The organism is Candidatus Peregrinibacteria bacterium, from assembly GCA_030700255.1.
Classification (GTDB): domain Bacteria; phylum Patescibacteriota; class Gracilibacteria; order UBA1369; family JABINC01; genus JABINC01.
Map to the genome: position 1 here is coordinate 1 of JAUYJN010000045.1, position 20596 is coordinate 20596.

The 20596-nt window shown below is 38.8% G+C and carries 18 protein-coding genes, 1 tRNA gene and 1 pseudogene; 12 read left to right on the forward strand and 8 right to left on the reverse strand.

The genetic code is table 11. From position 1 onward, the window contains the following. The 3 genes from Q8P68_06330 to Q8P68_06340 all read left to right on the forward strand — a co-directional run. A partial coding sequence (locus Q8P68_06330; protein ID MDP4008776.1) for a hypothetical protein occupies positions 1–464 on the forward strand: 464 nt, incomplete at its 5' end. Positions 465–562: 98 nt separating this feature from the next. Continuing rightward, positions 563–1012 (forward strand): hypothetical protein, encoded by a 450-nt coding sequence (locus Q8P68_06335; GenBank protein MDP4008777.1) that lies wholly within the window; start codon positions 563–565, stop codon positions 1010–1012. 62 nt (positions 1013–1074) lie between these two features. Beyond that, positions 1075–1629 (forward strand): hypothetical protein, encoded by a 555-nt coding sequence (locus tag Q8P68_06340; protein ID MDP4008778.1) that lies wholly within the window; start codon positions 1075–1077, stop codon positions 1627–1629. On the opposite strand, the pseudogene eno reads toward Q8P68_06340, so the two are convergent. Continuing rightward, positions 1585–2905: pseudogene (gene eno / locus Q8P68_06345) on the reverse strand (phosphopyruvate hydratase). The gene Q8P68_06340 and the pseudogene eno sit on opposite strands and share 45 nt — an antisense overlap. Positions 2906–3062: 157 nt before the next feature. Here eno and Q8P68_06350 point away from each other — a divergent pair. Then, entirely contained in the window at positions 3063–3635 is a 573-nt protein-coding gene (locus Q8P68_06350) for an MBL fold metallo-hydrolase (GenBank protein MDP4008779.1), read from the forward strand. A gap of 48 nt (positions 3636–3683) precedes the next feature. Then, positions 3684–5249, forward strand: coding sequence for a 2,3-bisphosphoglycerate-independent phosphoglycerate mutase (gpmI, locus tag Q8P68_06355; protein MDP4008780.1), 1566 nt, complete (start codon positions 3684–3686; stop codon positions 5247–5249). On the opposite strand, the gene pgl is transcribed toward gpmI, so the two are convergent. Together pgl and Q8P68_06365 are read right to left on the reverse strand one after the other, a co-directional pair. Further along, positions 5250–5987: a 6-phosphogluconolactonase gene (gene pgl / locus Q8P68_06360; protein ID MDP4008781.1), complete on the reverse strand. Its 738-nt coding sequence runs from the start codon at positions 5985–5987 to the stop codon at positions 5250–5252. A gap of 25 nt (positions 5988–6012) precedes the next feature. Then, on the reverse strand, positions 6013–6861 hold the full coding sequence (locus Q8P68_06365; protein ID MDP4008782.1) for an N-formylglutamate amidohydrolase: 849 nt from the start codon (positions 6859–6861) through the stop codon (positions 6013–6015). Positions 6862–7016: 155 nt separating this feature from the next. Here Q8P68_06365 and Q8P68_06370 point away from each other — a divergent pair, with 155 nt between their 5' ends. Next, on the forward strand, positions 7017–7691 hold the full coding sequence (locus Q8P68_06370) for a hypothetical protein (GenBank protein MDP4008783.1): 675 nt from the start codon (positions 7017–7019) through the stop codon (positions 7689–7691). An 87-nt stretch (positions 7692–7778) separates the two neighbouring features. Here Q8P68_06370 and Q8P68_06375 read toward each other — a convergent pair. Continuing rightward, a tRNA-Arg gene (locus tag Q8P68_06375) sits at positions 7779–7853 on the reverse strand. 190 nt (positions 7854–8043) lie between these two features. Between Q8P68_06375 and lexA the strand changes: the two genes are divergently transcribed. After that, positions 8044–8664 carry a transcriptional repressor LexA gene (gene lexA / locus Q8P68_06380; GenBank protein MDP4008784.1) on the forward strand — a complete coding sequence of 207 codons (621 nt, stop codon included), beginning with the start codon at positions 8044–8046 and terminating at the stop codon, positions 8662–8664. A gap of 52 nt (positions 8665–8716) precedes the next feature. Next, the gene (locus Q8P68_06385) at positions 8717–8875 is read left to right on the forward strand and encodes a hypothetical protein (protein ID MDP4008785.1); all 159 of its coding nucleotides are present in this window, start codon (positions 8717–8719) and stop codon (positions 8873–8875) included. Between the two features lie 106 nt (positions 8876–8981). Here the strand turns inward: Q8P68_06385 and Q8P68_06390 are convergent, their stop codons facing one another. Beyond that, positions 8982–9488 (reverse strand): NYN domain-containing protein, encoded by a 507-nt coding sequence (locus Q8P68_06390; GenBank protein ID MDP4008786.1) that lies wholly within the window; start codon positions 9486–9488, stop codon positions 8982–8984. A gap of 184 nt (positions 9489–9672) precedes the next feature. On the opposite strand from Q8P68_06390, the gene mutS reads away from it, so the two are divergent. Beyond that, entirely contained in the window at positions 9673–12384 is a 2712-nt protein-coding gene (mutS, locus tag Q8P68_06395) for a DNA mismatch repair protein MutS (protein ID MDP4008787.1), read from the forward strand. Then, on the forward strand, positions 12377–14182 hold the full coding sequence (mutL, locus tag Q8P68_06400) for a DNA mismatch repair endonuclease MutL (protein MDP4008788.1): 1806 nt from the start codon (positions 12377–12379) through the stop codon (positions 14180–14182). Before mutS ends, mutL begins: the two co-directional genes overlap by 8 nt. A 12-nt stretch (positions 14183–14194) precedes the next feature. On the opposite strand, the gene uvrA is transcribed toward mutL, so the two are convergent. The 3 genes from uvrA to recF all read right to left on the reverse strand — a co-directional run bounded on the left by uvrA (position 14195) and on the right by recF (position 19269). Further along, positions 14195–17086 carry an excinuclease ABC subunit UvrA gene (gene uvrA / locus Q8P68_06405; GenBank protein ID MDP4008789.1) on the reverse strand — a complete coding sequence of 964 codons (2892 nt, stop codon included), beginning with the start codon at positions 17084–17086 and terminating at the stop codon, positions 14195–14197. Positions 17087–17172: 86 nt separating this feature from the next. Further along, positions 17173–18072, reverse strand: coding sequence for a PrsW family glutamic-type intramembrane protease (locus tag Q8P68_06410; GenBank protein MDP4008790.1), 900 nt, complete (start codon positions 18070–18072; stop codon positions 17173–17175). 57 nt (positions 18073–18129) lie between these two features. Beyond that, positions 18130–19269 (reverse strand): DNA replication and repair protein RecF, encoded by a 1140-nt coding sequence (recF, locus tag Q8P68_06415; protein MDP4008791.1) that lies wholly within the window; start codon positions 19267–19269, stop codon positions 18130–18132. Between the two features lie 201 nt (positions 19270–19470). Here recF and rpsF point away from each other — a divergent pair, with 201 nt between their 5' ends. After that, the gene (gene rpsF / locus Q8P68_06420; GenBank protein MDP4008792.1) at positions 19471–19980 is read left to right on the forward strand and encodes a 30S ribosomal protein S6; all 510 of its coding nucleotides are present in this window, start codon (positions 19471–19473) and stop codon (positions 19978–19980) included. 56 nt (positions 19981–20036) lie between these two features. Further along, complete coding sequence (gene ssb, locus Q8P68_06425; protein MDP4008793.1) at positions 20037–20576, forward strand: single-stranded DNA-binding protein; 540 nt, start codon at positions 20037–20039, stop codon at positions 20574–20576. Positions 20577–20596: the final 20 nt, after the last annotated feature.

Below are 20596 nucleotides of genomic sequence, written 5' to 3' on the forward strand. Positions count from 1 at the left end.
TAATCGATGATAAAATAAATTCGAAGGATGTTTCGAGGCTTGATTTTCAACTGAGTGAAAATGTTGTCCAAAAACTTAACGAACTTAACGCGAAAGGTTTTGATGTGAATGAAATTTTAGAAAAAATGCTTGATGAACGATATGAGCAGGTTAATGAGAGAGAGAATATGATAGCTGATGAAGTAGTGGCGGATGAACTGGCGAAAAAAGTTGATGGCAAAGAAGTCGGGAGAAATATTCCTGCGAAAGTGAAACGAGTTATCAGCGAGCGAGCCGGTACGAAATGCGAAGTGCGAGGATGTATGAGGGATGCAAAAAATACGCATCATACGATACGATTTGGGATTCAGAGCAGTCATGATCCGAGACATTTAGTGCGACTTTGCAAAGAACATCATGAACTTACCCATGTGCTGGATGAAAAATATTTGAAGAAAAGACAGATGGAGAAAATTATAAGCTGAAATACTTTTACGCAACAAATACACATGAAAATCAACTCACCATTACTTGTTGAAAATATGATTTTTTGCTATACTTAGGTGAAAATTAAAAGAAAAACATGGGAATTCAGTCAAACATACGGGGGTCGGAGTTAGAGCAAAATATAAGTCTTCCGGACCAGGTTCAAGATAGGCTTAGGGGTTTGAAGGATAAAATTGATGCTTTATCCGAAACATCTGAAAAAAATAAGTTAAATACTATGGCGGCAAATATGAGTGCGGCAACGCTTACGATGGTTATGGATCTTGCCGATGGAGACCCGGACAAAGAAGAGGCATTTGCAGCTATAAATGACATGATTAATAATACATTCGAATTAAGAGAGCTGGATAACATAGTTCATGCACCAAATTTCACAGAAGGAACAGTGAAACCATCGAAGATAAAAAGAGACGCTCGCAAGAGACGTTTTGAACTAATCATGCCTGGCGGTGGAGTTGACATCGCATTTACAAGACTTTTCAATATTTACAAAAAGTTAGACGATCGACTAAACGGCAAAGTTTAAAAAGGCGGATTTGACATATTATTTAATATTGGTATCATAATACGCAATATTTAAATTTTTATATGGGAAAAATATTCGCTTTTCCTAGAGCGATGGCCTCTGTTACGGGTTCTTCCGAATATGAGGCGGATTTTTGTGGTGATGGATCAACTGGAACAGGTACGTTTATGGCTTCCGGTATTCCTGATACACAAGATATTACAAGTGGTGGTGAGGCGTGGAGACGGCATCAGATAAAGGTTGGTACAGCTTTGATTGAGATGGATATGTGCATAAAGAATTCAAAGTTTCTTAGAGAAACATGGAAAAAAGCTTTATTAGGATCTTTTTGTTTTGTGCGTACCGGTATTATACCTAAAGAGGCTTTTATTAAAATTATCCAATTAGCGGAGGAATATTTAAGGATATTGGTAGTTGAAACCCTTCCTGACAACATAACTCCAGGTCAATTTATAGGATATTATATGACGAAATTCCTTATTGAGAGGCAGAGGGCGGAGATCGCAGCTGTTCAGCTTAGGATGGCGAAGGCTGATGAAGTATTCGCTGAAGAAGATAGGCCTCGGCGAGAATCAAAAGTCCAAAAAAGACGAGATAGTATCAAAATTGTAAAATAATTTATCCCCAGAAATATTTAGCGCTGTCGCCGAGTTCTTCTTCGATTCTTAGAAGTTGGTTGTATTTTGCGATTCTTTCAGAACGGCAGAGTGAGCCGGTTTTGATCTGGCCTGTTTCCATACCAACGACGAAGTCTGAGATTGTCGTATCTTCCGTCTCACCTGATCTGTGGCTTACGACTGCCGTCCATCCGGCTTCATGTGCCATTTCTATAGCTTCCATAGCTTCGGTGACTGTTCCTATTTGGTTTAATTTGATGAGAATTGAGTTGCAACTTTTTGCCTTGATAGCCCGTGCGAGTCGTTCAGTATTTGTCACAAGGAGATCATCCCCTACAAGCTGAATCTTGCTTCCGAGGCGCTCCTGCATTCGTGCGAATCCCTCCCAGTCGTCCTCGGCATGACTGTCTTCCAGAGAAATTATTGGGTATTTTTGTATAAGTTTTTCATAAATTTCAATCATTTCATCAGATGTTTTCTCACCTTCGCCACTTTTTTTAAGCATGTATTTACCGTTTTCATAAAACTCAGATGCGGCAACGTCCATGGCGATTGCGATATCTTTTCCGGGAACATATCCGGCAGCAGTAATCGCTTCAACTATTAGTTCAAGCGGCTCTTCATTTGATTTGCAGTTTGGTGCAAAACCACCTTCGTCCCCAACTGAAGTTGTGTAATTTTTACTTTTTAAAACTTTTTTTAGTGCGTGAAAAACTTCCGCTCCCGCTCGAAGTGCCTCCCTAAAGGTCGGCAGGCCAATTGGCACAATCATGAATTCTTGAAAATCCACATTCGAATCAGAATGACTTCCACCATTGATAACATTCATCATAGGTACAGGGAGTCGAGTTGGCTTATTTACGCCATTATTTTTCTCAGAAAAGTATTCAAAAAGAGAAACTTTCTTATGCATAGCCGCGACTCGTGCCGTAGCCATAGAAATTCCCAAAATTGCGTTGGCCCCGAGCCGCCCTTTGTTTGGCGTTCCATCGAGCTCAATCATCAATTTATCAAGTCCGATTTGATCGAACACGTCATATTCCATGACTGCTTCTTTCAATTCTCCATTCACGTTTCCTACTGCCTTTAAAACCCCTTTCCCACCATATCTGCCTTTGTCACCATCGCGTAATTCAACCGCTTCATGTATACCGGTAGATGCTCCGCTTGGAACTATGGCACGTGCCATTAAGTCTCCAGCAGTTACCTCTACTTCGACTGTCGGATTCCCGCGAGAATCAAGTACTTCCCTAGCATGTACATCTGTGATTTGCATTTTTGAGTTGGTTAAATTTTGCCTACCAAAAGATGCCAGATACAAAAGATATTCTCAAGTGTTTTTTTAATATAATTCGACATACCATTGTCAAATTTGGATGAGTATACTATTATCGCCCACGACTTAATTTTAAAAAACTTTTAATTAAAAAAACATGGATATTACGTATTATGGAGACACAAGTTTCCACTTAAAAGGGAAGAAGGTAGCAGTAGCACTTAATCCGAAAAAAGGTATGCCAAAGTTTGATCTTGCACTTTTTTCAAGTGATAAACATGAGGATGCTGAGGCAAATAGTTTCATTGATTGGCCGGGAGAATACGAAGTGCGTGAGGTGTTGGTTCATGGGCTAAGTGTAAGTTACGGAAATGATTCAACAATAATTTACAATTTTGAGCTTGATGATGTTAAAGTATTATACTTGCCAAATCTTGATCACGTTTTGGATGAGGCGATTTTGGAAAAACTAGGGGATGCGGATGTCGTTTTTCTTCCGGTTGGTAGTGCAGGGGTACTGGATGCGAAGACGGCTTCAAAAGTTTATGAAGAAGTTGATCCAAAAATAGTTATACCTATGCAGCACTCAGAGGGTGAATTTGGTCCGGTCGGAGATTTCTTAAAAGAAGTAGGTAAGGTTGGCTTAGAATTTGAACCGTCATTAAAAGTTGAAAAATCAAGTTTGCCGGTTGATTCAACAGAGTTCCATGTTTTGGAAAATCATGTGTAATATCAGTTTTGTATTTGTGGCATTTTAGAATTAATTAGAAATTTTTACATGGACGTAAAAAAAACAATCCTAATGGTGATCGATGGTTGGGGTGAGGCAGAGGCCTATGATGGGAATGCCATAACAAATGCGAATACTCCAGTTATGGACTCACTCAAGGAAAATTATCCTTGGACTACTCTTCATGCATGCGGAGAACATGTTGGTCTTCCAGAAGGTGGGCTTGGAGGTTCTGAAGTAGGGCATCTAACTATCGGAGCGGGGCGCAGAATTTATCAACCGATGGCAGAGATAAATAATTCTATAAAAGATGGCTCATTTTTTGAGCTCGAGCCTTTGAAAAATGCGATGCAGCATGTGAAAGCTACGGGTGGGAAACTTCATTTACTTGGAATGACATCTGACAAAGGGATTCATAGCGACCTTGCTCATATGTTCGCATTGATGGAAATGGCCAAGAAATATGAAATTGAAAAAGTATACATCCATGCAATTACAGATGGACGTGATGTGCCAGAAAAAAGTTCAAAAGGATTTATTCAGCAAATTTTAGATAAGATAGAAGAACTCGGAATTGGGAAAATCGCTACAATTATTGGGAGGTATTATGCGATGGATAGAGATAAGAATTGGGAGCGCACGCAAGTTGCATACGACATGATGACTCTTGGTAAAGGAACAAAAGAAACAGATCCAATGCAAGCAATCGATAATGCATACGCTCGTGGTGCAGATACAGACTACTACATAGATGCAATTGTTTTGGACGAAGACGGCCTTGTTAACGAAAAGGAAGATCTGATTTTCTTTAACTTCCGAACGGACAGAACGGCTCAGCTCACAAGCGCTTTTACTGAACCGGAGTTTAATTCATTCGAATATGAGAAAAAAGTCCGACCTTCATTTGTATGCTTCGGACCTTATTCAAAAATTTGCCCAGTGGTATTTGTTCCAGAAAATGTAAAAGATGGTCTCGGTGAGACGGTTTCAAAAGCAGGACTCAAGCAACTTCGTATCGGAGAAACTGAAAAATATGCTCATGTAACATTCTTCTTCAATGGTCAGAGAAAAGAACCATATGACGGTGAGGATAGCTCGCTTGTCCCTTCACCAAAGGTCGAGTCTTATGATGAAACTCCAGAAATGAATGCAGATGGTGTGACTAGAGAAGCTATAAAAGGAATGGAAAAAGGCTTCGAATTTATCCTTATGAATTATTCTAATGCCGATTTGGTTGGACATTCAGGGAGTTATTCTGCGGCACTAAAGGCAGTGGAATTTGTAGATGGTAAAGTCGGAGAAGTAATCACATCAGCAAAAGAACATGGATACCAAATTCTAATTACAGCCGATCATGGCAATGCAGACCACATGATCTACCCAGAAAATGGAGATCAGTGCCCATCTCACAGCTATTCACTCGTTCCGGCTATACTCGTCGGGGAAGAATTTGAAAATAAAGTCCCGTCCCGGGACGGGCAGCCAACACCAACTTCAGATGGTTTCCTAAAAGTCGAACCAGGAGTCGAAGGCCTCTCAAGTATCGCACCTACAATTCTAAAAATGATGGGGCTTAAAGTCCCAGAGGTTATGAATGGCAAGATGCTTTTTTAATTACAAGTAATTAAGGTCGGCAACGATGTAGGCTTCCTTCATTTGTGTTACGAGTTTTGCAGGGCAATCTATTACGGGGAGTTTGTCATCTTGGAAGTTTTCAAAAGCTTCGCGTTTATTTTCCCCGAAGAATAATAAAATTCCCATATCTGAGTTTTCGAGCATTTTTCTTGATGCGCTTATACGTTTGCTCGGCGCCTTCGGCGAATCATTCACAGCAATAAACCCATCGCTTTCATCATTTATAGAGGCATGATTTGGAAAAAGTGAGCCTATGTGCCCATCCTCACCTGCACTCAAAATTACGATATCAAAAGTCTGCACGTGCAGACTTTTCGGCTCATTTCTCGGCTCAAACAAGCCGTTTTGACTTTTTATCTTTTTAAATTCCTCATTATATTCAGTTACGCAATTTTCTTCATGAATTTCATCAAAGTGAAATGGATGTATATTTTCTTCTGGTAGTTTACCAGTCGCAACTAATTCCCTAAGAAATTTCTCGTAAATTCCTTTAAAATTACTTTCCTCGGAAGTGACAGGGACGCACCTTTCATCCACCATAAAAATATGAACTTTTGACCAATTTATATCTGCTTCAAAAAGTTTAGAATACACACCAGTAACAGAGTTACCACCAACCAAGCCAAGAACTACCGCATCCAAAGACTCAATTTGAGCAATAACTAAATCAGCAGCTTTTTTCTCAAGATCCTCTTTTTTACCTTTTAATATTTCCATGGCCGTAGTCTACACCAACATATTCTTATTTCGCAGTCTTTTTTGTAGGTACGCCAACCGTTTCGATTACAACTTTGTTTTCCTCTGACCAAAGTCGTTCATATAGCTCTTGTATAGCAGAATTAAATGCACGGTACATTATATGCATGGCGTCGCGGTCAATTTTTTTGCTAATTGGATTGAATACATAATCTAGATTGTACTCGATTTGTACGGCATAGAGTTTGGCATTTAATTTAAGTTCTTCACGGAGTTGTTTGGTCCAGATTATATTGTATCCGCCTTTGTAAATTGTATTCATATCAACTTCTACATGAAGTTTTTTTGAAATATGCTCTTTGAAAAAAGATAGATGTTTCATAGGAATCGAACAAAGTGAACTGCCTTCTTCCTGCCCTTCAGTGCCTTTGCCCAAATTTGAAATAATCACACTTGGCATGTATTTACCGGTTGCGCCTATCGGGTGGTCACCAGAGGTATTGTGTAAATCTACAAGTAGGATGACGCTATTATCTTCTTCTTCGAGTTTAAAAATAGAATCTATGATCTCATTGTGAAACGGCCACCAGTATTTTTCTAAATTAATTTTCTTTTCCTCTACAGTAAATTCAAAACCGTCTTTAAAAACTTTGCGTCCAAAAAAATCATGAGAATGAAATGCATCATGAATATTTGGTGCACGATTCAAGTCGCAAACTAGCCGGTGCACGCCTGCGGCGTGCTTAAAAGAAGCGCATGTAAAATCCGCTAAATCCCCCGTAAATGGGTCACTAAACTTAAAAATTTCGTATTCATTTAGTGCGAGTCTCTCCAAAATCTTCGGATCGCTTATCTGCGAACTCGCATGCGGTACTGTAATTATGATTGGGTACATCAAGTTTATTAGGTTGCGTGAAGGTAATAACGGATAAACAAGTCAAAGGTTACAGTAAACATCTATTATTATAACATAAAAAGCCCCACCCGTAAACTCAGCTATTGACTTTTTCTGCAAAAGTTTTAGTATTACAAACTAAATAACAAATTTATATGTCAAATCTTGCAGAGCATATGCAGGCGCGTGAAAGAGAGCTTGATGAATATCAGGCTATGGATTCGGCAAACGATGCTAATTATCAAGTGACAGTTACTGAATCAGTAGCGGCAAACGATGGTAATTATGGCAGATCAGAGGTGAAAACTTATGAACTTGCCCCATACATAGAAGAACAACGTGAAGTAATGGCCGCTTGTTTGGAAGCTACAAATGAAGTTCAAGCTGAAACGGGTAATTCTATATTAAATGATAGAGTAGAAGATTTAGGGCAAAGGGATGGTAAAAAAATAGGCGGAGTTTTTCATACCGGAACAAAAGAAACGAAATTCGACACATTGGTTGCGGACGCTGCAGTTCAATCTATGGCAGGTGTTGATCAGCTAAAACAAGTTGGACTTCATGAAAGTATTCATTGGCAGGCGCACACAAATGCAGAAAAAAGAGGTGAGCCAATGCTTCGAATCATAGATGAGAAATTTGAAGAGGCTATGTGTGAAACAGCTGTGTCACTCGTTACAGGAGAGATTTCAGCTTATGAAGAATATATGGGCATTTTACAAACGGTCGCAAAAAAAGTCGGTAAATCATCAGGCGCACTATCGCGCATGTACAGAGAGGGGCGTTTCACAGAACTTAATATGATGTATTTTGGTGGATATGACGAATAAGTTATTTTCACAATACGACCCACCATGGAATCCATGGTTCATGAGAAGAAATGAAATCTGGCTAGAGCTTAATTAAAGCTTCCAACTTGGTGCTCCCGACAGGAATCGAACCTATAATTACCCCTTAGGAGAGGGTCGTTATATCCATTTAACTACAGGAGCTACTCGACGCGCGATAGCTTGCGTTGAGAATAAAGGTGCGAAGCAAACCATCTTTTCCATTATAGCATATAGTTTTATTTTTTCTATAAAAAAACTATTGACAGTGTAGTTTTCCTCACCTATGATGGGTGCGTATCCTCACCGTGAGGCGTTGCTTACCAAGCTATTAAGTATCATTAACCACAACACTATGGAAGAGCTCACAAAAAAACAGAAGGCCGTACTGGACTATATAGAAGAATATCAGTATAGCTTCGGTAAGTCCCCTACGTTCAAAGAAATGCGTGAGAATTTTAATGTTTCGTCTGATAATAGTATTCTTAAGCATTTAAATGGTCTCAAGAAAAAGGGGTACCTTATGAAAGATCCAACTCCTCGTGGTATTAAGATGTTATCTTCTGTCCGTGAAACTATGGAGCAAGGCATGGAGACGGCAAAGCTGGAATTGCTTGGCATGATACCTGCTGGTGGACCTGCCCTTGCTGAAGAGCATGTAATTGATCACATCAATGTAGATAAGCGGTTCGTTCCACATCCAGAGAAATCTTTTATGTTAAAAGTTACCGGAGAGAGCATGATTGATGCCGGTATATACGAGGGAGATCTAGTGGTCGCAAGTCAGCAAAAGGCGGCGAAGGTTGGCGATATCGTAGTCGCACTCATCGATGGTGAAAATACTATCAAGAGACTAGTCAAGGAGAATGATAAATTTTTCTTAAAAGCAGAAAATGCTGAATACAACGACATATACGCGCTATCTGAATTGAAGGTTCAAGGTGTAGTCGTAGCACTTATCAGGTCGTATAGATAAGCTTAATAAAAAATCAATATTTCAATATCAATATCAATAACCAAAAAAGACTATGAAAAATACAGTAACTCCAAAAGACCTTATATATAGCGTTAGACCACGTACAACACCATTTGGTTTTAAGTTATTTGGACTTCGTGGCGGTAGGCTCGGGAGTGCAGGCGTGTACCGAGTAGGTCAGACATTCGGAGGTAGGATAGCTATGTACTAAATTGACTTTTTCTACTTAATTTGATATGATTCATCCGTAATCACACGAGGGGGCATGCGTAATGGGTAAGTCCTTATGATACTCCTCCTCACAGCGCTTCTGCGGTCTAGAACTCGGAAGCGCTTTTTTTATACTTTAGTTTACTTTGTAAATCGTTCATTTCCACAAAGTATTTTCTAAATCTTTTAAGCATCCAAGAGCATTCGTTTTTATTGGGAAGCATGATATTTTGTAGTTTATTTCTTGATATAAGATGTTGGAGTAGGGCGTAAAAGTCGCCATCTCCACTGATAATGATTGCTCGATTGTAATCCACTATATTTATGAGTGTATGTACAGTTAAATCAACATCCACATTGCCTTTAACCTTCCCTTCTTTCGTGATGGTAATTGGTTTGAAGATGAGTTGATACCCTGTTTTGCGGAGGAATTCATAAAGTGATTCATTTGTCTTTATATAGCCTACGAACATAAAAGCTTTGCGTACATGGTATTTTTCTTGTAAATATATCCGTAATTTCTTGTAATCAAGTTCCCAGCCTAGTTTTTTTGTGCCACGATATAGATTTTGTCCATCTATAAAGGCATAATTAAATTTCTGATTATTTGGCATTGTAGTAAATTAAAGGGTTTGAATGTAAATTTATACCAAATAAAGTTAAAAATTCTTTAAAATTTAGAGCTAATTATTTTTAATATTTTATTAAAAATGTTTTAATTTCTTCTTGCGAGAAGATTTTCGTTGGATTAAGCTTCTAATCCTACATTATGTATAGTCGTAGAAAATTAAGGTAAAAATGACAGAAAAAAAACTTACACCGATGATGAAACAATATCTGGAAATAAAAGCCCAGAATAAAAATGCTATTCTTTGGTTTAGGCTTGGGGATTTTTATGAGATGTTTGGAGAGGATGCGATTATAGCTTCAAAGATACTTGGTATAACACTAACGGCTCGTGGCAAAGGTGGAGACAATGAAGTTCCTATGTGCGGGGTCCCATATCATGCTGCTGAAGGATATATAGCAAAACTTACAAAAGCCGGAAAAAATGTTGCGATTTGTGAGCAGTTAACCACTCCCGCTTTAGCGGGACAAAGTGAGAAAAGTATTGTTGAGAGAGGGGTGGTCAGGATCATAACTCCCGGTACAACTTTAAATGATGCAGTTTTGGATGAACGTGGAAATAATTATATAGTTTCGATTGTTCCTGAAAATTATCTACGTGGTAATAATGAATTTGATACACCGTCGCAAAATTTTGCATTGGCTGTTTGTGATGTTACTACGGGTGAATTTGGAATTGTAAAAGTGAAGAGGAATAAATTGAATGAAGAATTGATGCGTATTCAGCCGGCTGAGATTGTGCTCGATGAAGATAGCGAAATTGCAGACATAATATATGATGGGCAAATTAATATTTCATATTTCTCAACTATTCGAGGTAAGCGAGATGTATTGATAAATCATTTTAGAGTAAAAAATCTCGAAGGATTTGGGCTTGAAAAAGAAGAGCTTTTGACCGAGGCGGCAGGGCTTTTGATTGAATATTTAAAAGAAACTCAAAAGACGAATTTATCTCATATAAATTCTCTTCGTACGTATTCAGTGGACAATTCTATGACTTTGGATGAGACGACCATAAGAAATCTTGAGTTGATTTTTACTTTGCGTGATTCGGACAGAGAAGGCTCACTTTTAAATGTGATTGATAAAACTTCAACTGCAATGGGCGCGAGAAGACTTAGGAATTGGTTGCTTCGACCATTACAAGATAAGGAGTGTATAGAGAAAAGATTGAATGGTGTAAAAGAGATTTTTGAAAATGTGACTCTCAAATCAGAAATTCGAAATATTTTGAAAGAGGTGAATGATATAGAAAGATTGCTTGGAAAAATTTCTTTGAATTCATGTGCGCCGCGAGATATCGCGGCGCTATCTCAGTCGCTCGGAAAAATCACGCATCTAAAAGAATGGATAACAGAAACTCAGAGTGAGGTTCTGCAAGAAATAAATGGAGGGCTTAGTAATCATAGTGAACTTGTTGCACATATTGATTCTTCACTTCTTGATGAGCTACCTGCGACGCTCAAAGATGGTGGGGTTATAGCAAGTGGTTGCAACGCAGAGATAGATGAGCTCCGAGAGATTTCAAGAAATGTGAAGAATATATTAGTTGAATTGGCCACGCGCGAAAGCGCGCGGACAGGTATTGGTTCGCTAAAAGTGAAATTCAATAACGTATTCGGATATTACATAGAAATCTCAAATGCAAACAAACATCTTGTACCGGAAGATTATATTCGCAAACAAACTTTGGTAAATGCCGAGCGTTATATCACACCTGAATTAAAAGAACTCGAAGAAAAAATACTTGGCGCAGAGGAGAAAATAATTTTAATCGAAAGACAATTGTTTGAAGAATTGCGTCAGCGTATTTTGCAAGACACCGAGGCGATCCAACGTACTGCATACATGGTCGGATGTCTGGATGCGTTAACGAGTTTCGCAATTATTGCAAAAGAAAGAAATTACGTTTGTCCCGAAATTATTGAAACAGAAAATATTGATAGTGATGAACAAATTGTAAATGCTTTGGAAATTATAGATGGTCGTCATCCCGTTATTGAGAGTTTAAGTTTTGAAAATTCGTTCGTGCCTAATGATACTTTTTTATCAGAGGATGAAAATTACATCATGCTGATAACAGGTCCAAACATGGCCGGTAAATCAACTTACCTTCGGCAAGTTGCATTGATAACTTTGCTCGCACATATAGGCTCTTTTGTACCGGCGAGATCGGCGCGTATCCCACTTACGGATAGGATTTTTACTAGAGTTGGGGCTTCTGATAATCTTGCAAAAGGTCAAAGTACGTTTATGGTCGAGATGCAAGAAGCCGCAAATATTCTTAACAATGCAACGAAAAAAAGTTTGATAATTTTGGATGAAATCGGGCGCGGGACTTCAACATACGATGGGGTAAGTATAGCTTGGGCAATCCTTGAATACGTTCATGATCAGATTAAAGCAAAGACTTTATTTGCCACTCATTATCATGAATTAATAGCGGTCGCTGACAAGTTAGAGAACGCTTGTAATTGGTCGGTTCAAGTTGCGGAAATTGATAATAATGTTCAAGATCAGCCGGAAAAAAAGATCGTTTTTCTTCACAAAGTTTTACCGGGTGGAGTTGATAGATCTTACGGAATCGAGGTCGCCCGGCTAGCCGGCCTCCCTCGCGACATCATAAACCGCGCAAATAATATAATGGAAACTTTGGAAAAAGGAGTTGTCGAAAAAGGAATCCAAAATTCTTTGAAACGTGAGCGCGTGTCTGACACACAACAAGATTTATTTACGCCAATTACTCATAAGCAAGAAGTATCTAAGATCCCGGAACATCTGGAGCGCACACATGCCGCTCTACAAAACATAGACCCAATGAACATGACTCCGATGGAAGCTCTGGCGAAATTAGAAGAACTTAAAAAAATGCAAAATGAATAAAATCCACATCCTTCCGGATAATCTGGTAAATCAAATAGCGGCAGGCGAGGTCGTGGAACGACCGAGCTCAGTTGTGAAAGAGCTTATTGAAAATAGCATAGACGCAAATGCGTCTACTATAACTGTGGAAGTGGAAGCCGGAGGAAAAAAACTAATTAGAATAACGGACGACGGATACGGTATTTCTCCTGAAGATTTACCATTTGCATTTGAGAGGCATGCTACAAGCAAGATCGGAACTGAGGAAGACTTAGTAAAGATTTCAACTATGGGTTTTCGTGGAGAAGCTATCGCGAGTATTGGTTCGGTTGCCAAAATGTCAATCGCATCACGTACTTATTCTAACACCGGTAGTATTCTTGTATGTGAAGGTGGGAATTTAACGGATATAGAGCCTTACGGAATGCCGGAAGGTACGAGGGTTACTGTGAGGAATCTTTTTTTCAATACGCCTGCTCGTATGAAATTTATGAAGACCGATCAAACTGAATTCAATTACATTACTCAATATGTAACAGAGGTCGCACTAATTCACCCACAACTACATCTCAAGCTTGTGCATGATGGTCGGCTAATAGCTGAATACACTCCGGCCGCAAATTCACTTGAACGTATGACACAGGTTTTTGGGAATACGATTGCAAAAGAACTTTTGACTATCCAGTACCTTGCAGATGACCTTAAGATTTCCGGATTTATCGGTAAACCCGGGATTGCTCGATCAAGTAGGAGTAGCCAGTATTTATTTGTAAACAATCGTCCGGTAAAAAACGCAACAGTTTCTGCAGCAGTGCAGAAGGCTTTTCATTCACTTTTGCCACATGGAAAATTCCCATTTTTTGTAATTAATATAAATCTTCCTTTTGAAAAAGTTGATGTAAATGTCCATCCGCGAAAACTTGAAGTTAGATTTTTATATCAAAGTGAACTTTTCCAAGTCGTCACTGCCTCAGTCAAAAAAGCACTTGAAACAAATTCACTTTCACCGGAATTTTCCGGAGAAGTTAGAAGTTATTGGAAGACAGAGAAGCTATTTTCCACTTCGAATGCTTCAGATAAACCGACTCAAGCTTCTGTGAACGCTGCACTTAAATTTACTGAAACAATGCTTGATTATGACACGCTACAAAAACCAAGAATGCATCAGCCAATTATTCATCACTACGAAGAGAATGATACAATCCAAACCACAAAAACTTCTCTTACTCCAATTTGCCAGATTGCAAATAGTTATATTCTTGCTCATGGGGAGGAGGGGCTCGTTATCATAGATCAGCATGCTGCGCATGAAAGAGTTTTGTATAATTATTTTTTGAAGCGAGCGCAGGATCGACAAGATACACAAAACAATAACGGAAATTCAGACGTTGAAACTCAAAGACTTTTAGTTCCGATAGATCTTGAACTTTCTATAAGTGAAGTCCAATTGCTTGAACAAAATCTCGATATGCTATCCGGCATTGGTTTTGAAATCGAGCCATTCGGTGGGAATATTTTCCATGTGCACGCAGTGCCAACCGCACTTATAAAATCCGATATACAAAAAGTGATTCTCGAAGTGATAGATGACCTCAAAAATAATGACCCGAAAAAACTTAAAGAACCTCAGCATGCAGCTATTTGCTACATGGCCTGCCGTGGTGCCATCAAATTCGGTGATCCATTAACACCTGAAGAGATGATTTCACTTATTCGCCAAATGGACGAACAAGACCAAAAATACACCTGTCCCCACGGCCGTCCCACAATGCTTAACTTAACCTTCGCAGAACTTGAGAAAAGATTTGGAAGGAAGTAGTTGATATTTCGGTTACAGCCCAATTTTCTTAAGCCATTTACCGGTTAGAGATGTTTTGCTTTGCGCAGCTATTTCTTCAGGAGTTCCGGTCGCTACAATGTCACCTCCATGTGCCCCGCCTTCAGGGCCGAGGTCTACGATGTAATCGACGGACTTTATAACATCAAGATTGTGTTCGATAGTGAGTACAGTGTTGCCTTTTTCAACAAGTCTTTCGAGGACCTGAAGTAGTTTTGCAACGTCATCAAAATGAAGCCCGGTTGTCGGCTCATCAAGGACGTAAAAAGTTTGACCGGTTGCTCTTTTGGAAAGTTCCGTTGCAAGCTTGATACGTTGAGCCTCACCACCTGAGAGTTGTGTCGCCGGTTGTCCGAGATGAATATATCCGAGTCCCACTTCAGAAAGGGTTGTAAGTTTTTTCTTGACGGCTGGAATCGCTGCAAAAAACTCAAGTGCTTCATCAACAGTCATGTCGAGTACTTCCGCGATATTTCTCCCACGATATGTAACTTCAAGGGTTTGATCATTGTAACGTTTACCACGACATACTTCACATGGGACATACACATCCGGTAAGAAATGCATCTCAATTTTTTTGACTCCATCTCCTTCACATGACTCACAACGACCACCCTTTACATTGAAACTAAACCTTCCTGATTTATAACCTCTAAGTTTTGACTCCGGCATACTTGTGAATAGTTCTCTAATGTCAGAGAATATACTTGTATAGGTTGCAGGGTTTGAACGAGGAGTCCGTCCAATAGGAGATTGATCAATATTGATAATTTTGTCCAAATGTTCAACACCTTTTATTTCATCATGGTCACCGGAAGTTGTTTTTGCTCCATTTAATTTAGACGATAATGATTTAACTAAAATCCCGTTTATAAGTGAAGACTTACCGGATCCGGAAACTCCGGATATACCTATAAATGTTCCAAGCGGTAATCTTACGTTTACGTTATTTAGATTATTTTCACGTGCCCCCAAAATTTCTAAAAAGTGTCCATTTCCTTTTCGTCTTTTTTTCGGGATAGGAATTTCTTTTTTACCCGAAAGGTACTCTCCGGTAACTGAGTTTTTATTTTTCATAACTTCTGCAGGGGTGCCTGCGGCAACAACTTCTCCGCCATGCTTTCCGGCGCCCGGCCCGATGTCGAGTAGATAATCAGCACTAAGCATAGTATCTATGTCATGCTCAACGACGATTACAGTGTTCCCGATATCACGGAGTCCTACCAAAGTTTTTATTAATTTTTCATTATCATTTTGATGAAGCCCAATTGATGGCTCATCAAGAACATATAGGACTCCTTGCAATCTGGATCCGATTTGAGTTGCGAGCCTGATACGTTGAGCCTCGCCTCCGGATAAGGTGTTGGCAGTACGATTTAAAGTTAAATAAGATAATCCGACATTCTCAAGAAAAGAAAGCCTATCGAGAACTTCTTTTACAATTGGATCAGCGATGATTTTTTCACTAGTAGTTAACTTCATTTTTTTGAAAAACTCCCTTGAAGCATCAACTGATAACTCAGTGAAATCTATAATGGAGTTATTTTCTACTGTTATAGAAAGTATTTCAGCTTTGAGCCTTTTACCTTTGCATGATGGGCACGGAAGTATTCTCATGTATTCTTCCAGCTTCCTTCTAACATAATCAGAATCAGTTTCACGATATCTTCTTTCAAGATTAGGAATAACCCCTTCGTATTTTGTCTTATATTGTCCTACGGAAGAATTGATAGATTGTTCTACGCTGACCTTGTATTCCTCATCTCCGGTTCCATTTAAAACCAATTCAATTTGCTCATCATTTAATTTATTTATAGGGGAATTTATAGAAAATCCTTTTTTGGCCGCGACGGCCGCAAGAATTCTATTATACCAAGTTAGGTGAGATGTTGTTGCGGCCCATGGCTGGATCGCACCCTCTGCAAGTGTCAGTTTTGTATTTGGAATAACAAGTAGTGGATCTATTTCAAGTTTTGTCCCAAGTCCATGGCAAGTTTCACATGCCCCATGTGGGGAATTAAAAGAGAAATTCCTAGGTGCTATTTCAGGGAGTGAAACTTCAGCATGATTTGGACATGCAAAATTTTCTGAGAATAACCATTCTTCTTTTGTATCATTATCTTGGACTAGCATAGTACCTTCTCCGAACTTAAGTGTGGTTTCGATAGAGTCAGCCAATCTTGATCTTTCAGGATTTGGCGTTTCTATTTTTTCTCCGGTAGAAAGTTTTTGATAAGTTTTTTTGAAATTTTTGACAACAAGACGATCAACGACAATTTCAATATTATGTTTCTTATTTTTATCTATTTCCGGTAGCTCAAGGATGTTATAAACATCTCCATCTATTCTGATTCTTACGAACCCACTCTTTTTTGCTTTCTCAAAAATATGCTCATGCATTCCTTTGCGTCCTCGAACCAATGGCGCAAGTAGCAATAGCTTCACCGCTTCTTTCATATCAGCGACAAATTCTACAATCTGACTTGATGATTGCTTGGATAGCGATTCATTACATTCCGGACAATGTGGTCTTCCGATTTTAGCATAAAGAAGTCGAAGGTAATCATATATCTCTGTAACTGTTCCAACTGTAGACCTGGGATTTCTAGAGGCAGTTTTTTGATCTATCGAAATAGCCGGAGAAAGTCCTTCTATAGAGTCAACTTCAGGCTTATCCATCAGCCCCAAAAACTGCCTGGCATAAGTTGATAAGCTTTCTACATATCTTCTTTGGCCTTCCGCATAAATCGTATCAAATGCGAGTGAAGATTTACCGGAACCGGATAATCCGGTGATAACTGTTAGTTTATCTCTAGGGATTTCAACATCTATATTTTTAAGATTGTGGATCCTCGCTCCCTTTACAATGATTTGCTGATTTCCCATTACGAATAAAACAAAAGAAAATAAAAACTCTGGACTATAGAGCTGACGACCAGTATATCAGATAAACATAGGATTACAAGAGTTCTCTAATTTACCTTGTCAGAAGTTCTTTGCTCTAGCAACTTCCCATAGTTTATATGGTCTTGTTTTCGTTCAAATAAATAATCAAGTACGAGATATCCTATAACGAGGTAAGGTAGGATTACATAAGTCCATCCAACCTCCAAGAATACATCAAATACAGCATGCAAAGCGATTGCAACTACGAGACCTTCTATTACTTTCTCTCTGTGGAATAGTTTTTCTGAACGGACGCCGGTTAGTTTGTGTAGCAGTCTGGTAAACCACATTCGCTTACTTCTAATTTCTTCTTGAAAAATTGGCGAGGAGAAGTGGGCGACCCCATAAAAATAACCATACATTCCGGAAAACAATATATGTGCAAATGTTGAGAATATTGATCTGAATATAAATGCCATGAAAAAAGGCTCTGCACCTTGGCCCACCCATATAAAATAAAAGTACATTACATTTTCTACGAAAGAGAACCCGAGTGAAGCTATAATACTATATTCAATAGCGTCATCTATAGTCATGAATTTATCATTATCGATGAATTTAACTGCCAAATGTTTCATGTATTCTTCAATCAAACCAACGAACAAAAATGCCATGATGACACTTAGTGGAATTGTAACGAGTGAGAGAAGTGATATTGTAATATGACTTAATTTATCGGTAGCTAAAAATATCTCAAGACTTGGGAAGAAATTCCAACTGAATTTATAAAGTAAGATAGGGATAACTGAAACAATGCCCGCGGAAAAAGTCAAAGCAACTAGGCGTCTAGGTTCCGGCTGCTTGGTATAATATATGTATCCCCAAATATATGCCGGAAAACACGCCAAAAGAAAAGAAATCAGTATTTTCATGATATTCACATCAACACTCATAGCACTCGACACGGCTTCGGTAACTGCATTCATTCAAAGATACTTTAAAATATCTATGAATTATAACATAAAAACCATTTACCAACAAGCCTACGCTTTGTTTGCAGTGCCTTTTGCAAATCGCCAAACATCTTTGGCCTTTTTGAAATTAGAAAAATGTTCCTCTGAATTGGTTGTGATAAATGTCTGATAAGGTTCAACCAGATGTAAAAGTTGGGTTTGCCTATCATTATCAAGTTCTGAAAATACATCATCCAGGAGTAGGAGCGGACATCGGAGAGTATATGTTTTTACTATTTCAAGCTCGGTCACTTTGAGAGCGAGTAGGAGTGTTCGTTTTTCTCCACGTGAGGCAAATTGCTCCATACTTTTGTCCTTTAAGTAAAAATAAATATCATCCCTATGGGGGCCGACTGAGGTAACTTTGGTCGCTATATCGCGATCCACCCTTTTTTCCAGTGCACTTCTAAATAATTCTTCAAGGTCAGTAGTTTCAAATGGATATTTCAATATATGATTTTCGCCAAGGATTTCATGGATTTTTGAAACATACGCCGTATATACTGAATCATTTTTAGCTGCAATTTCGGTGTATTTTTTTGAAATACCTCCACTCATTTCAAATAACAATTCTAATCTTTTTTTGATAATTTTAACACCACTATCTATAAGTTGTCTGTCCCATGCTTCAAGCTCATCTCGTCCTGCAAGCCCTTCATTTATTCTTCGGAGCACAGCATTGCGCTCTTTCATCGCTCTTTCATATCGGCTCAAATTATCCAGATACATAAAATCTAATTTTGATAATACTCGGTTGATATATTCACGTCTTTTGGTAGGGCCGAGATCAAGTAAATACAAATCCTCCGGGACAAAAGTCGCAATATAGACTCCACTTAAAAACTCTTTGGTTGATTTTTTCACATTATTTATTTTGAGACTACGTTGCTTTCTCGGTCCTGACTGGTATGCGATCTCGAGTTTTTTCTCCTCCCCGTCATCGTCATTAAATATCCCAATTACTCGAAAATAATCAGATGAGAATCGAATCATATCGTTTATATTGCTTGTGCGAAAAGATTTTGGCATAGAGAGCATAGCTATAGCTTCAAGAAGACTTGTTTTGCCCTCTCCATTTTTGCCAAGGAAGATATTAATATTCTCCTCTACATCCAGAGTGATTTTTTCAAAATTGCGAAATGAAATTAGTTGTATTTTTTTGAGGAGCATTTTTAAAAAGTGTAATTTTCGTAAAAAATGTACATCAATGTAGTCCCATAATGGAAGTGAAAACCGAAAAAACCGCTTGATTTAAGGAAATGGTTTTGTTAAAGTGCCCCCGCTCTATGACCTCCCAAGGCTGAAACATTCGGTCAAATGGCTAGGTCCAACGGAGCATAATCATACAATTAATATTTTAATTTTCTGTGCATGACAACATACGAACTAATGGTTATTCTCCCCGGAGATATGACTGAAAGAGAGGCTCTAAAGCACCTGGAAGAGGTGAAGGGCTATGTAAAAGAGAACGGGGGCAGAATCAAAGAAGAATTGATTTGGGGTAAGCGAGATATGGCTTACACTATCAAGAAGAATGATGTGGGTTTCTATGCAATCTACCATTTTACAATGGAAGGTCGCACCGGTATGCATGAACTTAAAAACGAGCTTCGTCTTGATCAAAAAGTCCTTAGGGATTTGATAATCAAGGTTCCGGCCAGGTATACTTTTGCAGAGTTTGAAGGTATGGCTATGGAAGCAACTAAGGCCAAAGAAGCCGCTATGGAAAAACGTAAGAAACCAGTTGCTCCGGTAAGAAAACCGGGAGGAAAAACTGATGAGAAAGTAACAGACGCTCCGAGCGCAGAGAAAAAGGAAGTTAAATCTAAGAAAAAGAGTACTTCTGATACAGTACTTGATGATCCGGATTTGGCATTGTAGTTAATAATGCGAATTAAATAAATTTGAAACTCTAATTATCACTAATAGAAAGAACTATGAGAAGTGTAAACAAAGTAATTCTAGTCGGAAATGTAACGCGAGACCCGGATACCCGTCAAACACAGAACGGGCAAAAGATTGTAACTTTTGGACTTGCAACAAATCGACAATGGAAAAGTGCATCGGGCGACAAACAAGATCAAGCTGAGTTCCATGAGCTAGTTGCGTGGTCAAGACTTGCCGACCTTTGTGAAAAATACGTACGAAAAGGTAAACTTTTATATGTTGAAGGATACTTAAAAACTAGAAGCTGGGATACACCAGAAGGTGTTCGTAGATTCAAAACAGAGGTTGTAGTACAAGATCTTATCATGCTTGAAAAGAAATCAGGTGAAGATGATGATTTTGATTACCATCAAGATGATGATGCATCATATGATGAGGCTCCAGCTAAACCTGTAGCTCCAGTTGCTGACAAAGTTGCTTCAGCAGCAGTAGCTGTTGACGCCGTTGCCCCTGAGGTAGAATCGGAGGTAGAAAAAGAAGAGGCTCCAGTCGTTAGTGCGGCTGATCCTAACGAAGATTTCAATTTCTAAATTATTATAAACTTAAATTC